The organism is Syntrophomonas sp. DTU019 (assembly GCA_913757435.1).
In the GTDB taxonomy this organism is placed as follows: Bacteria; Bacillota; Syntrophomonadia; order Syntrophomonadales; family Syntrophomonadaceae; genus DTU019.
This window is the reverse complement of the sequence record CAJYDM010000003.1, coordinates 177,320-191,810: the sequence shown is the minus strand read 5'-3', so window position 1 is coordinate 191,810 and position 14,491 is coordinate 177,320. Positions and strand designations below refer to the sequence as shown.

General features: G+C 50.6%; 14 protein-coding genes. 2 read left to right on the top strand and 12 right to left on the bottom strand.

The window, feature by feature from the left end:
* Positions 1–11: 11 nt before the first annotated feature.
* The 7 genes from AC15IQ_RS09775 to AC15IQ_RS09745 form a co-directional block, all read right to left on the bottom strand.
* Complete coding sequence (locus tag AC15IQ_RS09775) at positions 12–539, bottom strand: hypothetical protein (protein WP_483178834.1); 528 nt, start codon at positions 537–539, stop codon at positions 12–14.
* Positions 540–705: 166 nt separating this feature from the next.
* Positions 706–1,245 carry a CDP-diacylglycerol--glycerol-3-phosphate 3-phosphatidyltransferase gene (gene pgsA, locus AC15IQ_RS09770; RefSeq protein ID WP_483178832.1) on the bottom strand — a complete coding sequence of 180 codons (540 nt, stop codon included), beginning with the start codon at positions 1,243–1,245 and terminating at the stop codon, positions 706–708.
* Entirely contained in the window at positions 1,229–2,566 is a 1,338-nt protein-coding gene (gene rimO, locus AC15IQ_RS09765; RefSeq protein WP_483178831.1) for a 30S ribosomal protein S12 methylthiotransferase RimO, read from the bottom strand. The genes pgsA and rimO overlap by 17 nt, the downstream gene beginning before the upstream one ends.
* Positions 2,567–2,580: 14 nt before the next feature.
* On the bottom strand, positions 2,581–3,333 hold the full coding sequence (locus AC15IQ_RS09760; RefSeq protein WP_483178830.1) for a helix-turn-helix domain-containing protein: 753 nt from the start codon (positions 3,331–3,333) through the stop codon (positions 2,581–2,583).
* 42 nt (positions 3,334–3,375) lie between these two features.
* On the bottom strand, positions 3,376–4,341 hold the full coding sequence (locus tag AC15IQ_RS09755; RefSeq protein ID WP_483178828.1) for a winged helix-turn-helix transcriptional regulator: 966 nt from the start codon (positions 4,339–4,341) through the stop codon (positions 3,376–3,378).
* A 42-nt stretch (positions 4,342–4,383) separates the two neighbouring features.
* Positions 4,384–6,633 carry a DNA translocase FtsK gene (locus AC15IQ_RS09750; RefSeq protein ID WP_483178827.1) on the bottom strand — a complete coding sequence of 750 codons (2,250 nt, stop codon included), beginning with the start codon at positions 6,631–6,633 and terminating at the stop codon, positions 4,384–4,386.
* A gap of 102 nt (positions 6,634–6,735) precedes the next feature.
* Complete coding sequence (locus tag AC15IQ_RS09745; protein WP_483178825.1) at positions 6,736–7,518, bottom strand: undecaprenyl-diphosphate phosphatase; 783 nt, start codon at positions 7,516–7,518, stop codon at positions 6,736–6,738.
* A gap of 131 nt (positions 7,519–7,649) precedes the next feature.
* Between AC15IQ_RS09745 and AC15IQ_RS09740 the strand changes: the two genes are divergently transcribed.
* On the top strand, positions 7,650–8,390 hold the full coding sequence (locus tag AC15IQ_RS09740) for a ClpP family protease (RefSeq protein WP_483178824.1): 741 nt from the start codon (positions 7,650–7,652) through the stop codon (positions 8,388–8,390).
* Between the two features lie 2 nt (positions 8,391–8,392).
* The gene (locus AC15IQ_RS09735; RefSeq protein ID WP_483178823.1) at positions 8,393–8,611 is read left to right on the top strand and encodes a YlzJ-like family protein; all 219 of its coding nucleotides are present in this window, start codon (positions 8,393–8,395) and stop codon (positions 8,609–8,611) included.
* A 158-nt stretch (positions 8,612–8,769) separates the two neighbouring features.
* Here the strand turns inward: AC15IQ_RS09735 and AC15IQ_RS09730 are convergent, their stop codons facing one another.
* From AC15IQ_RS09730 to AC15IQ_RS09710, 5 genes are all read right to left on the bottom strand, one after another.
* Positions 8,770–10,434 (bottom strand): ribonuclease J, encoded by a 1,665-nt coding sequence (locus AC15IQ_RS09730; RefSeq protein WP_483178822.1) that lies wholly within the window; start codon positions 10,432–10,434, stop codon positions 8,770–8,772.
* 217 nt (positions 10,435–10,651) lie between these two features.
* The gene (dapA, locus tag AC15IQ_RS09725) at positions 10,652–11,530 is read right to left on the bottom strand and encodes a 4-hydroxy-tetrahydrodipicolinate synthase (protein ID WP_483178820.1); all 879 of its coding nucleotides are present in this window, start codon (positions 11,528–11,530) and stop codon (positions 10,652–10,654) included.
* A 21-nt stretch (positions 11,531–11,551) separates the two neighbouring features.
* The gene (gene dapG / locus AC15IQ_RS09720; protein ID WP_483178818.1) at positions 11,552–12,787 is read right to left on the bottom strand and encodes an aspartate kinase; all 1,236 of its coding nucleotides are present in this window, start codon (positions 12,785–12,787) and stop codon (positions 11,552–11,554) included.
* A gap of 4 nt (positions 12,788–12,791) precedes the next feature.
* Positions 12,792–13,808, bottom strand: a complete 1,017-nt coding sequence (locus AC15IQ_RS09715; protein ID WP_483178817.1) for an aspartate-semialdehyde dehydrogenase — start codon at positions 13,806–13,808, stop codon at positions 12,792–12,794.
* Positions 13,809–13,880: 72 nt separating this feature from the next.
* Complete coding sequence (locus tag AC15IQ_RS09710; RefSeq protein WP_483178816.1) at positions 13,881–14,486, bottom strand: dipicolinate synthase subunit B; 606 nt, start codon at positions 14,484–14,486, stop codon at positions 13,881–13,883.
* Positions 14,487–14,491: the final 5 nt, after the last annotated feature.

The following is a 14,491-nucleotide window of genomic DNA, read 5'->3' as shown; positions in this document are numbered from 1 at the left end:
ATTCTCCTCACCTAGGTAATGTTCTGGCTGCTTTTCACTTCAATGACTCGGTAAAGACTGTGCTCCCCTTCAGCCAGATGCAGGTATAAATAGCGGTCATCGACGTAGAGGCGATAGTTGATGCCAGCGTCGACCGCATATTGGCTTACAGTCTCCTCCAGCCATACATAGCGATGCGTGGCCGCAGCCTCATATATGGCCGGCTGAAGATGCAGATAGGCTTGCTGTAGCACCTTGTCCTCAGGATCGGTCAAAATCAGCTGATAAGGGCCACCTTTTAGGTTTTTATCCAAGATCTCCACTATGGCCTGGTACTCCTTCTGCAGGTTTTCGACCTCCTGGAGTTCAACCGCGAAATGGTATTGCCCCTCCACTTTTGATATCTCGACTTTGGCAATGGCTGGACGAGCCTGCAACTCGCGTTCCAGCGGGTTGACCATGCCATACTTGGAATATAACTGGTAGCCACCCAGCAGCAGCCCCAGTGCACAAACAAAGACCAGCAGGGAAATGGCAGTTCTAAAATCGCCTTTTTTCATTTAGCCAACCCCCTTTTCCCGTAATTATAACATAGACTAAAGTCCCTAACTTTGGACAATATATGGTAGGGCAACCAGCCCCTGAATAATTAAAGGCCGCATTTAGCGGCCCTGTCATGTTGGCTATATGGTATTGATTACCACCACAATCAGTCCTGGATAGAACTCACAGCAGTTCCCTTGTTCTTATGTAACGGTAAAAGTATTCACCACCCGAATAGACGGTGATTATTAAAGCCAAATATAGCAACCATGTCCCCAGGGACAGAAAAGTAGTGACTGCAAAATTATCCTGCAAGATAATCGCTACCACTGCCACGATCTGGCTGATGGTCTTTATTTTGCCCCACATACTGGCGGGAATGATGACCCCTTCCTCCGCCTTGAGGATACGCAATCCGGATACCGCAAACTCCCGGCCTAAGATGACTATGGCTATCCATCCAGGTACCCGCCCGAGTTCCACCAGGCTTATCAAGGCGGCGGTGATCAGGAGTTTGTCGGCTAAGGGGTCGAGTATTATCCCCAATTTGGTAACCTGTTTCATCTTGCGGGCCAGATAGCCATCCAGGCTGTCGGTTAGTGCCGCGATAACAAATATTGCTGCTGCTATGTAATCGCCATTGGGCACCTTGACCGAGATAATGACGACGAAGACCGGTATTAAAATAATGCGCAATAAAGTAAGACTATTGGGAAGATTCATCTTCTGCCTCTCCGATCATATCGTAATTCTTGACCGCTTTAAGTTCGGACTTGACAAACTCGCCGACGGGCAATGCCCGGGCGCTTCTGATCATGGTTATGCCATCGACCTCTGGTGCCTGATAATAACCTCTCCCCAGGTAGAGATGCCTGGAAACCTTCTCGGTAATCAATACCTTTTGCCGGGTGCCGATGCGGGCAATGTTTTGGCTGCGGCTGATGCGGCTCTGTAATTTCATTATTCTGTCCAGTCGCTCCTGACTGACTTCATCAGGAACTATAGCGGGCATCAATGCCGCTGCGGTGTCTTCCTCAGGGTTGTAACGGAACGCGCCCAGCCAGTCAAACCTGGTTTCAGCTACAAAATCATAGAGGCGCTGGAAATCATCCCGACTTTCTCCAGGAAACCCTGTCATCACCGTGGTCCGCAGCACTAACCCCGGAATCTGACTCTTTATCCTGACCAACAGCTTTTGCAAATGTAAGCTGTCATGCTTGCGGTTCATGGCAGCCAGGATGCGGTCTGATACATGCTGCACAGGAATATCCAGGTAGGGCACTACCTTATCATGAGAGGCAATCGCCTCAATCAGCACCTCATCCAAATGTGCCGGGTGAAGGTACATCAATCGTATCCACTCTAGCCCTTCGATGTTCTGCAAACCGTCTAGAAGTTCTGGCAGTGCTTTTTGGGCATACAGGTCCATACCGTAGGCGGCGGTATCCTGAGCGATAACTACCAATTCCCTAACCTGGTCTTTTTCAACCAAACGGGAGGCTTCCTGAAGCAGCTGAGGCAAAAGCCGGGAACGCAACCCCCCTCGTATGGTGGGGATAGCGCAATAAGTGCAGCGGTTGTCACACCCATCGGCAATGCGCAGGTAAGCCATGCCTTTGGGGGTGGTGAGCACCCGTCCGCTGAAGTTCAGGCTCTCTGTCCCAGGTTCCTGGCAGGCTATGACCCTTTGACCGGTCTGTATTTGATCTACAATTTTGTCTATCTCATCACAATGAGAGATGCCTACTAAAGCGTCCAGTTCAGGCATCTCTTCCAGCAAATATTCACGATAGCGCTGCGCCAGACATCCGGCAGCAACCAGATATTTCAGTTGTCCCCCGCTTTTTAATTGCCCGGTCGCTATGAGTTTGTCGACAGCTTCCTGGCGGGCATCATCAATGAAAGCGCAGGTATTGACTATTATCAAATCCGCTTTTTCAGGCTGGGATACCAAACGGTGACCGGCTTTTTTAAGCCGATATAGCATCACTTCACTGTCAACCCTGTTCTTGGAACATCCCAGGCTTATTAGGCCTATATTCACTGCTAAATCCTTTGCTACGAACCTAAGCGGGCTACCCGGAACTCCTTCTGGATAACCTCGCCCCTCTCTCCTAAGGGTCCGATTTTATCTCCGTTATAATAGACCTCGATCCCCCCGGCATTGCCTACCGTCAACAAGACCGCTTCACGCCCCTCAAAGACCTTTTCCTGTCCTGCGGTGAGGGTGCTGGAGAATACTGTCTGACCGTCCACGATAGCCTTAACCCAACAGTCGCTCAGGGCGGACACACGCACTGTGGCGCTCTGAGTGGGATTAAGGGGATTGTCTTGGTTGTTGTCGGTCTCATTGCTGGGCGCCTTGGGAGGCGTGGCCGGCTGGCTCTGCTGCTGTTGCGGGACCTTGTCAGCCACATTAGGGCTGCGATCGGTAATGGCTCCTACCACCATATTGCCCACCCACACTACCGCCAGCAAGAAAGTGCCGGCCACAATTATATTGCGCCAGTTCATAGATTGAAGCTGAAAATCAGGCCTGGTTTTGCGGGGCTCTACCATGGTTATTTCCACTTCCTCATGCCCGTAGGCCATCTCCACAAACAGGTTCACCATTTCTGTTTCGTCAAGATTTAAATAGCGGGCATACTTCTTTACAAAACCGGTCGCATAGACTCGTGGTGGCAGGATATTGAACCTTTCCTTCTCGATGGCATCCAGATAAAGCTTGCGTATTTTAGTCTCTTCTTCAATATACTCAAGAGTAAGCCCCATACTCAGCCTTTTGTCCTTAAAAACCTGACCAAATTGCATTTTGTCAACTCCTTTATATGGTCAAAACCAGTTGGTCTGTCATCACGAACCCGCTGTTGCTGTGCCTACGCCCATGCGCACCGCTTGCCGCAGGGGATAATTATTGGAGAGGCCATATACCAGGCCACACAATAGGTACAACAGTTGACGGGAATAATGAAACGACTGATTAGGAAGTAAGGAATATTCTTGAATTCCTTGTTGTTTCATATGTATTACGGCAGAATGGCCATCTGTTATTATACAGTGTTCCATCCCAGCATCTATCAACTCCTGAATCGGGCCTCGATAAGAATCGAATTTGAACAGATCCTCCAAACCTAAAACCACAACATCATAACCATCCAGATACTCAGGGAGGGTTTGACCATGCTCCAGGCTCAAACAGGTGCACATACAGGGCAGTTTCTCCCCATCCTTGCTCAACGCCTTGCGATAAACATATTCCTGCCAGGCAGGCTCAACCACCAGCCATTCACAATTGAATATGACCCATTCGCGGAGGTTTAGCGCCTTTTCATAATCATCGGCGAAAAAGCCTTCGCTAAATAGTATTTCCCCATCACATCTTATCTGACGGGTGGTACGCCGACTGTTATGGCGGTATATATTGGATATGTCAACCTTTTTACTGGACAGGTGACTGACCATTAAGTCTCCCTGTTCATCGTTTCCAATAACAGATACTATCTTAACATTCGACCCGAAGTCGGCCAGGGTCTGGCTGGCTTTGTATGCAAAACCACCCCAGTTTAAATCGATTGCAGTTGCCCCGCCCTGTTTCTTGACCTCTACGGTCAGCACACAGTTCCCCAAGACAACAACAGAAACCGCCTCATTCAGCACATAGCCTTTACCCAGGATCACGCCTTTCTTCATCAGGTTGGATATATGCACCGCTACCGAAGAGCGGGTGATTCCGAACCTCTGGGCCATTTCCTCCTGGGATATGAGGGGTTCCTTCTTGAGCAGGTCGAGAATCTCCTTTTCCCGGGAGGTTAACCGCATGATTGCTCCCCTTGCTGAACGATTGATCTCTTGATTTTCATACTAACATAGTTTATTCCTGGCGTATAGTTTTTCAAATTGCTCCTCATCAATCAAGACTTCGCGTCGTTTATTGTTATCCTGCTCTGATATCAGGCCTCTTTCTTCCATCATATCAACTAATCTGGCAGCGCGGGCATAGCCCACCCGCAAACGTCTCTGCAAGAGTGAAACTGAAGCCTTTTTCCCTTCGACGAAAATCTTCAGGGCATCCCAGAACAGTTCATCTTCGCTGCCATCACCGTCATCACCGTCTTCCAATTCCAGGGTTTCGATCTCATCAGGCGTATCGGCTTCATTGAACTGAGCTTTTATGTACTCCACGGTCTGTTCGATATCACGATCAGAGACATAAGCCCCCTGAATGCGGAAGGGCTTGGCTGCTCCCACGGGGAGAAACAGCATATCTCCTTTGCCCAGCAGTTTCTCAGCCCCGCCAGAGTCCAGTATGGTACGGGAATCGGTCTGGGATGAAACCGCAAATGCTATCCGTGAAGGAATATTGGCCTTGATTATGCCTGTGACTACATCGACCGAAGGCCGCTGTGTGGCTACGATGAGATGCATGCCGGCAGCACGGGCCATTTGGGCCAGGCGGCAAATGGCATCTTCCACATCTACGGGTGCTACCATCATTAAATCGGCCAGTTCATCGATGATTATAACAATATACGGCAGTTTCTCGGCAGTGATCTGATTGTAGCGCAGAATGTCCCGGGCTCCGCTGCTGGCGAAGAGCTGATAGCGCTTCTCCATCTCCCTGACCATCCAGCGCAGAATCAAAGAGGCCTTTTTGGGATCGGTCACCACTGGAGTCATCAAGTGCGGTATGCCGTTGTAAACGGTCAACTCCACCATCTTGGGATCGATAAATACCATCTTAAGTTCTGTTGGTGTGCTGTGATACAACATGCTCATAATAATACAGTTCAAACACACACTCTTGCCCGAACCGGTAGAGCCCGCTATCAGTAAATGGGGCATATCACCTAAGCGGGCCACTACCGCATTGCCGCTGATATCCTCCCCCAGGGCGAAAGCCAACGGACTCTTCAGCTTCTTGAAGGCTGGAGATGATATCAGACTGCGTAAGCCCACACTGAGTATTTTGCGGTTAGGCACCTCGATGCCGATGGCGGCTTTTCCAGGTATAGGGGCCTCGATACGGATGCCCGGTGCCGCCAAGTTGAGCTGCAGGTCATCGGTCAGGCTGATGATGCGGCTGATTTTCACTCCCGCACCCGGGGTCAATTCATAGCGGGTGACTGCCGGGCCGCAGCTCACCTGGTTTACCTTGACCGCCACTCCAAAGCTGGCGAACGTGTCCTCCAATACGGTGATACTCTCTTTAATGTTCTTTTTATCAATAAGCCGTTCATTGCTGACATCACTCAACAGATCTAATGGAGGCAGGCAGTAGTTTTCCTCCTGGCGGGGCCGTGCTTTGACAAGCTGCAGAGGCGCGACTGGCTCGGGATCCGCCTGAACAGCTGCCATAGGCAGCGGCTGCTGGATATCTACTATCGGCACCGGGGGGCGCTCTTCACGCCGGGGAACTGCTGTTTCAGGTTCTATCACTACCGGGGCCAGATTGACTGGCGACGGTTGGTTTTCCTCCGCAGGAGCCTGATAAAACATGACCTCGTCAAGGCGTACCTTAGCCTGCAGTAGGCCTTTGCGCAGGGTTTTGAGAATGGTTTCGGCAGGTTGATCGATCAGCATCAATACCCCTACCAACCCGGCGAACAATGCCAGTATGCTCAGACCCACATTGCCTACCAACCGGGTCAAGATATAAGCCAGGCTCCCGCCCAGATAACCTCCACCCAGCCCGGCCTGTCCGGCTTCCCAATGATTCATGCCAGCGGGAGTTTTATATACCGCTACCATAGTAATTCCCACCAGACTGACGATCAAAAACCCCCACATCTGAGTCGACCAAGTGTTCTTGTTGATACCCAAGTGGGCTGACCAGCCTAGAAGGAACAACGGTCCCAGAGCCGCTGCGTCACCGCATAAAAACTCCAGCCCTGCCTTGATGCCTGTCCCCAGCCAGCCGATGATGCGGCTGTCATCCGGCAATCCCTGGGCTTTGCGCAGGCATACAAAGGCAAACACCGCCAGGGTAAAAGCCAGCAGCGATAATATATCAAATTTAAGGTGTTCCAGCGCACCGGGCGATGCTTTTTTATCCACCGCAGGGGTGACTTTTACCGTCCGGGTACGGGTGGCGTTCTTTTTTTTGACTGCCATCACAGCCTCCCAGTGTCTGTCTAAAGTCAAGGTTTAATTGGTGATTTCTCCTATATCTGTATAATTCCTGCCACACAGCCGTAATTATAAAGGCTCTGTCTTCTAGCTCATAAAATACCAGCCCAGGGTTGCAAGCCCTAGTGCCCATACATACCATGAGAATATCGAAAGGCGTCCCTGGTTCACCAGGCGCAAGACCACTTTAATGGCTATATAGCCGAACAAAGCGGCCGACAACAGGCCGGTGATGATGGCCGCAGCTGAAATACCGCCCATAGCTCCGCCGCCCAGGTCCTTGAGCTCCAAAAGCCCGGCACCCAGGATAACTGGAATAGAGAGCAAGAAGGAGAAGCGGGCTGCAAAAGGCCTTTCCATTCCCGCTAAAAGACCTGCTGAAATGGTGGAACCAGAGCGGGAGATCCCTGGCACGATGGCTATAGCCTGCAAAAGTCCCACAAACAAGACATCCTTATAGCTGGTCTCTTCGATCTCTTTAAGCCCCGGATGGGCTAATGCCCATTTTTCGGATACCATCAGTACCACACCGGTTATCAGCAAACCGATTCCCACCACTAATAATGATTTAAAAGTCTGTTCAAAAATCGGTTCCAAAAGAAAGCCTGCTGCCGCCGCAGGGATGCAACCAGCAACTATCAGAAAGGTCAGCTTGCTCCAGGGTTTTCTCAGCAAAGCGGCGATGTCGGACCAAAAGGCCACGAAAACCGCCAAAAGTGTGCCAATATGCACCAACACGTCAAAAGCCAGCGGGGTGTTTTCTAAGCCCAACCAATGCTGGAAAATCACCAGGTGGCCGGAACTGCTAACGGGGAGAAACTCGGTCAATCCTTGCACTGCGCCTAATATTAGAGCCTGTATTACGGTCAATTTCCATATACCTCCCAGAAAACTAGCTTAGTAAATTATAGCACAGCCATTTCAAAACATGCCGCTTTCTTCGCTATGACGGTTTAATATGGAAGGATTTTGTGCGGGTGTAGGTTTGATTGGGCTGGGGAATGCTAATCAAAGAATTTATCAAGGAAGGGGTAATTCTTTTGACAGATCCAAACCTCCCCAATCAGGAAGAACCCAGGCAAGATGACAAAATAAATGCCATAAAGGAACTGGGTACCCCGGAAGTGCCAGGGTTTAAGAGTGATATTCATTGCCTCACCATCAGCGGGCAGATCGAAGGCCACATGGTATTGCCGCCGCAGAATAAGACCACCAAGTATGAGCATTTCATACCCCAACTGGTGGCTGTAGAAGAGAATCCCAATATTAAGGGATTATTAATAGTTATGAACACAGTCGGCGGCGACGTAGAGGCCGGCCTGGCCTTATCGGAAATGATTGCATCCCTTTCTAAGCCCACCGTATCTATCGTAATGGGCGGAGGGCATTCTATCGGTGCAGCCATAGCGGTCAGCTCGGATTACTCACTGATAGCACCTACTGCTACCATGACCATACATCCGATTCGTCTGACCGGATTGGTCATCGGGGTGCCGCAGACCTATGAATACCTGGATAAGATGCAGGACCGGGTGGTGCGCTTTGTGGTGGAGCATTCCCACATCACGGAAGAGACCTTCCGGGAATTGATGTTCAGGACCGGGAACCTGGCCAGGGATATTGGCACTGTATTGGTGGGAGAAGACGCGGTCCAGTGCGGTTTGATCGATGCGGTAGGAGGCATTCGCGATGCCATCGCCAAGATCAACCAGCTTAAGGAACAGAAGGGGCTTTTGCAATGATCATGTATTCATCAGATCCAATGAGTCTGGTTTCCTGGGAGGCACACGCCAATTACCGCATACCACTGGCTTCCGGGGGGCACGTGGAAGCAGAAGGCCTGGAGGGAGGCAAAATCCGCATCCTATCGGTATCAAGCACTGATCCTATGGATTATCTGGACCTGCGCTACCAACCCGGCAATATCCTCAACCTGGACCCGACTGGGGCTACTCTGGAGTAAATCAAAAGGGACTGTTTTAAATGTCCAAAATGGACATAGTAGGGCAGTCCCTTTTGTGCTGTTCAGGAGGCCACAACCCTCCCACTTGCCACCTGCATTTTGTGCAAAAACGGAATAATCAAGGGGCTGCCCCTGTTGGAACAGCCCCTTTTGTCTGGCTATATTTCCATGATTATGGGCAGAATCATGGGTCTGCGCCCGGTCTTTTCATACAAATGCCGATTGAGTTTCTCTCTTACCTGAGCCTTGATCATAGCCCATTCCGTAAGTCCCTTTTTCATGCATATATCCAGGGCTTCCTTGACCTTTTCGCGGGCATCTTCCATCAATTGCTCGGATTCGCGCACATAGACGAAACCGCGGCTGACCAGGTCAGGGCCGGCTACTATCTCCAAGACTTCTTTATCTATAGTCACCACCACGATAATGATCCCGTCCTGAGCCAGTTGCCGACGGTCGCGCAACACAATATTGCCAACATCGCCCACCCCCAGGCCATCGACCAGGATCTTGCCTGAAGTAACTTTCCCGGCTATCACGGCTTTCTCCTCATCCACCTCCAGAATCTGACCATTCTCCATCACGAAGATGGCTGAGCGTGGCATATCCAGGCTTTCGGCCAGTTTAGCATGGGTCATGAGGTGCCGGTACTCGCCATGTACAGGCATGAAATAGCGCGGTTTGATCAGGTTTAAAAGCATCTTAAGTTCTTCCTGGGAGGCATGGCCGGAAACATGCACCCCCATGCTTTTTTGGTAAATGACCTCCGCACCCTGGCGGTAGAGCAAGTCCACAGTACGGGCTACCAGTTTTTCATTGCCGGGGATGGGGGTGGCGGATATAATCACCGTATCACCGGGCTCGATCGCCACCCAGCGATGATCGGCGGTTGCCATTCGGGTGAGGGCTGACATGGGTTCACCCTGCGAACCGGTAGTCACTATTACCATCTGCTCGGGAGGGTACTGGCTGATATCTTCAATATCGACCAGTATCCCTGGGGGAATATCTATATAGCCGAGTTCACTTGATACCTGAACATTATTGACCATACTTCTACCTGACACGGCTACCTTGCGGTTAAATTTTTCGGCAGTATGGATCACCTGTTGGATGCGGTGCACATTAGAAGCAAATGTGGTAACAATGATGCGGCCATCGCATTTGCCGAAAAGGTCATCAAAGGTATTGCCCACCACTTTTTCGGACATGGTGAATCCGGGCCGCTCAGCGTTGGTGCTGTCGGACAGCATGACCAGAACACCCTTTTCGGCAATCTCCGCCAGTTTACGAAAATCCACCGTCTGTCCGTCCACCGGGGTCTGGTCGAGTTTAAAATCTCCGGTATGCAATACTATCCCCAAGGGGGTATGAATGGCGATACACATACAATCAGGGATACTGTGGCATACCCTGATAAACTCCACCTGCATTTCGCCGAAATCGATGCAGTCGCGGGGTTTGACCACATGCAGGGCGGCATCCTCTATATCATGCTCGCGCAGTTTGTTGGCAGCGATGCCAATTGTCAACCGACTCCCATAAACCGGCCGGTTGATCTCTTTGAGCATATAGGGCAGTCCGCCCACATGATCCTCGTGTCCATGGGTCAACAGGACCGCCTTGACTTTTTCCTTGTTCTCGATCAAATAGGTGATATCCGGCAATACTATATCAATACCCAGGAGCTCATCCTCGGGGAACATCAGCCCTGCGTCAATTACCAGAATGGTGTCACCGTATCTGATTGCCGCCATGTTTTTCCCTACTTCCCCCAATCCGCCCAGGGGAATTATCTGCAAGCGGGAATCAAGTTCTGACACTCGGTCACCTCCTTATTAAATTATTGGTTGTTAATGAAAGATACCACCGCACACTTCCATTTGGCTTATTATAGCTGATATCAAGGCAGGTAACAACTGCAAGCGCAACTTGCCATTAATTGCTGCAATGCAAAAAGGGACAATGCCAAAGCCAACTCTTTCGGGATGGCTTGCGCAATGCCCCTCTAATCTCTGCAATTGTTTTATAATCAATTAATTATATAAGATGATAACGTTCCAAGAGCTGCCTTAAGAAAGCCTGTTCGCTTTCCGTCGGCGGCGTCAACGGCAGACGGTAACCTCCCATGTCATGACCCATGATATTCAAAGCCGCTTTGACCGGGATTGGATTGGTGGTGACAAACAGCCCTTTAAACATGGGGAATAATTCCCGATGCAGGCGGCTGGCTTTGCCTACCTCTCCAGCTACGAATGCTGTAATCATTTCTGTCATGGCTAAACCGATCACATGCGAAGCAATGCTCACCACCCCATGGGCTCCCAGGGCCATCAGGGGCAGGGTAAGCGAATCGTCACCCGAGTACACCTTGATCCGCTCAGGTATCAGGCTCAACAGTTGTGAAACCTGATCCATTGAGCCGCTGGCCTCTTTGACGGCGGTAATATTCTCCACCTCGGAGAGACGCGCAATGGTTTCAGGCAAAAGGTTGGAACTGGTGCGGCCGGGCACATTGTAGAGCATCACCGGCAAGGTCACGCTCTCGGCGACTTTACGAAAATGCTGGTATAAACCCTCTTGAGTCGGTTTGTTATAATAAGGAGCTACTACCATAATCCCGGCCACTCCAGTTTTCGCCGCCGCCTGGCTCAACTCCACCACTGCCGCGGTATCGTTGCACCCGGTGCCGGCCCAGACCGGAACCCGCTCTCCTACCCGGTCCTGCACGGTCTGGTACAGTTTCAGTTTTTCCTCATCGCTTAATACAGGCGACTCGCCCGTAGTGCCGCATACTACTAGACCCTCACTGCCATTATCGCAGAGGTACTCGGCCAACTCGGCCGCTTTGGCGTAGTTCACGCTCAAGTCTTCGTTATACGGAGTCACCATCGCTGTCATCATTCGGGGTTGTGCCATCCTACGATCACCACCAATTAATTAATTTTTTCCCAGTTCGAATTTATCATGAAGGGCTCTGACAGCCTGTTCCATTTGTTCTCGATTGACCAGACACCATATATTGGTATACGAATCCCCGGATTGGAGGATGGGAATATCATGTTCGGATAAGGCCTCCACCACCCGTGCCATCACCCCTGGAATCCCGGTCATAGCAGCACCAACTATGGCTACCTTGGCACAATTGCGATCCACTCCGGGGCAAAAGCCCATCCCCCGCAGAATTCTTTCGGCTTCAGCAGCCATATCACCTGCTACGGTGAACAATAAGAGATTGGGCTGAACACTAATAAAGTCGACACTTATATTGGCCTGAGCCAGGCCTTTGAAAACCTGCAAAGGCACACTTCGTCCATTGACCGTGTCATCTATCTCGATCTTGAGCTGGGCTATATTAGAAGTATAAGTCACTCCGGCAATAAGTGCATCTCTAATAATGCTGATGTCGTCATAGCCCATGGTCTGATGTGTGACTAAGGTACCGGTGGAATCAGAGAAGGTAGAGCGTACCCGCAGCGGTATGCCACGATGCATGGCGATTTCCACCGCCCGGGGATGAATGACTTTGGCGCCGTCGCGGGCCAGCTGGCAGATCTCGTTATAAGTGATAGCGTTTAAGAGCCTGGCATTGGTTACTATGCGCGGGTCAGCGGTCATGATGCCTTCCACATCAGTGAATATGTCAATGAATTCCGCATTCAAAGCCACTCCCAGTGCACTGGCGGTAGTGTCGCTGCCTCCTCTGCCCAGAGTAGTCAGTTCGCCTGCTTCAGCCATCCCCTGAAAACCTGCTATTACCGGCACTATTCCCTGTTCCAGGCAATCCATCACCTTCTTGGGGTTGACGTACAAAATGTGGGCGTTGCCATGGTTTCCATCAGTTACCAATCCCGCCTGGGCGCCGCTTAAAAAGCGGGCTGATATCCCATGGGCGTTTAGCTGAGAGGATAACAAGAGCCCGGAGATCATCTCCCCGCAGGACATCAAGAGGTCTAACTCGCGCAGGTTGGGAGTTGGATTGACTTCTCGCATCAGATTGATGAAGGTATCGGTGGCATAGGGATCTCCGCATCGTCCTATGGCGGAAACCACTACCGCCACCCGGTAGCCTTCTTGCACGGTCTGACTGATTATCTGGCAGACCCTCGCTCTGGATTCCGCAGTGGCCAGTGAGGTGCCACCATATTTCTGGACTACTATTTTCAGTCTAAACACCTTCCTAATAGAGGTTTCTGGCGGCGACGATCTCAGCGATCTGAATGGCATTGGTCGCCGCCCCTTTCCTGATCTGATCGGCAGCCACCCATATTACCAGGCCATTGTCAGAGGACAGATCACGGCGAATACGGCCTACAAAAACCTCATCTAGGTAGGAACTGAGTAAAGGCATTGGATAGATATTCAAACCGGGATCATCCTGCACGACCACCCCAGGGGCAGCGGCCAGGATCTGCCGGGCTTCTTCAGGGGACAATGTTTTTTCGGTTTCAATATTTATGGCTTCAGAATGACTGCGATAAACCGGAATGCGTACTGCAGTTGCCGCTATCCGCAATTCAGGAGCATGCATGATCTTCCGGGTTTCCCAGACCATTTTCATTTCTTCTCTGGTATAAGCATTGTCTTCGAAAACATCGATGTGTGGAATGACATTAAAGGCAATAGGATGCTGGAAAACGTCCAAAATCGGCTCAGTGCCGCTTAAAGCGGCTTGAACATGTTGATCCAATTCATCCAAACCTGCTTTTCCGGCGCCAGACACAGCCTGGTAAGTGGATACTACGATCCTCTTGATGGTGGCGGCCTTATGCAAGGGATTGACGGCTACAACCATGATAATGGTTGAACAATTGGGGTTGGCGATTATGCCTCGGTGCCAGTTTATATCATCCGCATTCACCTCCGGCACCACCAGGGGCACCTCTGGCTCCATGCGAAAAGCATAGCTGTTATCTATAACCACGCAATTCTGGGCTACAATATCCCTGGCCATCATCTTGCTGACATCGGAACCGACTGCCAACAGGGCAATATCAGCCTCTTTAAAGGCTTTTTCGGTGGCTCCTGCCACAATATGCTCTTCACCCTTGAATTTCAAACGGGTTCCGGCTTCACGGGGATCTGCCAGGCAAATCAATTTCCCCACCGGGAACTTCCTCTCTTCTAAGATCTTGAGCATTTCCTGCCCTACTGCTCCAGTTGCTCCAACTATTGCCAGCTTAATTCCTTCGGCCATCGGACTAGTACCTCCTGCTGCTAAAAATACTATTTATATAATATAGCACACCACTTGGGCCGACTCAATGAATTAGCGGGGTCCGAGCAAAACCGGCTGCAGCTGTTGACCTTTTAAGGCTGCCACGATGGTATCCAGCACCAGGGTCATGTCAGCCTGCAGCGAATTGCACTTCTCCAGCGGATTATCCTGTCTGAAAGGGACAAAATAAATGTTTTTAGTATTCAGTAAAAGCCCGATATTTTTAGCATTTATACCTAAACCGTCATTGGTGGATATGGCAATAACCACTGGACGCTGATTTCTAAGCTGCGCCTTCATGGCCATCAATGCCGGGGTATCGACGATGCCATTGGCGAATTTGGCGATACTGTTTCCGGTGGCGGGCATGACAGCCACGATATCCAAGTACTTCTGAGGTCCGATTGGCTCGGCCCCTACTATGCTGTTGATTATGCCGTGACCGGTAATATCCTGTATTTCCCTTTTCAAATCATCTACCCGGTAAAACCGATTATCGGTCTGGTCGGTGGTATATGAAAAAATTGGATAGAGCTCGGCTCCAGCTTCATGAAGCCGCTTGATCTGCGGTATGACCTCTCCTACGGTACAGTGCGACCCAGTAATAACCACACCGATTTTGATATTATCCAGTCTGGTGTTAATTGTCCCCTGCACTTATT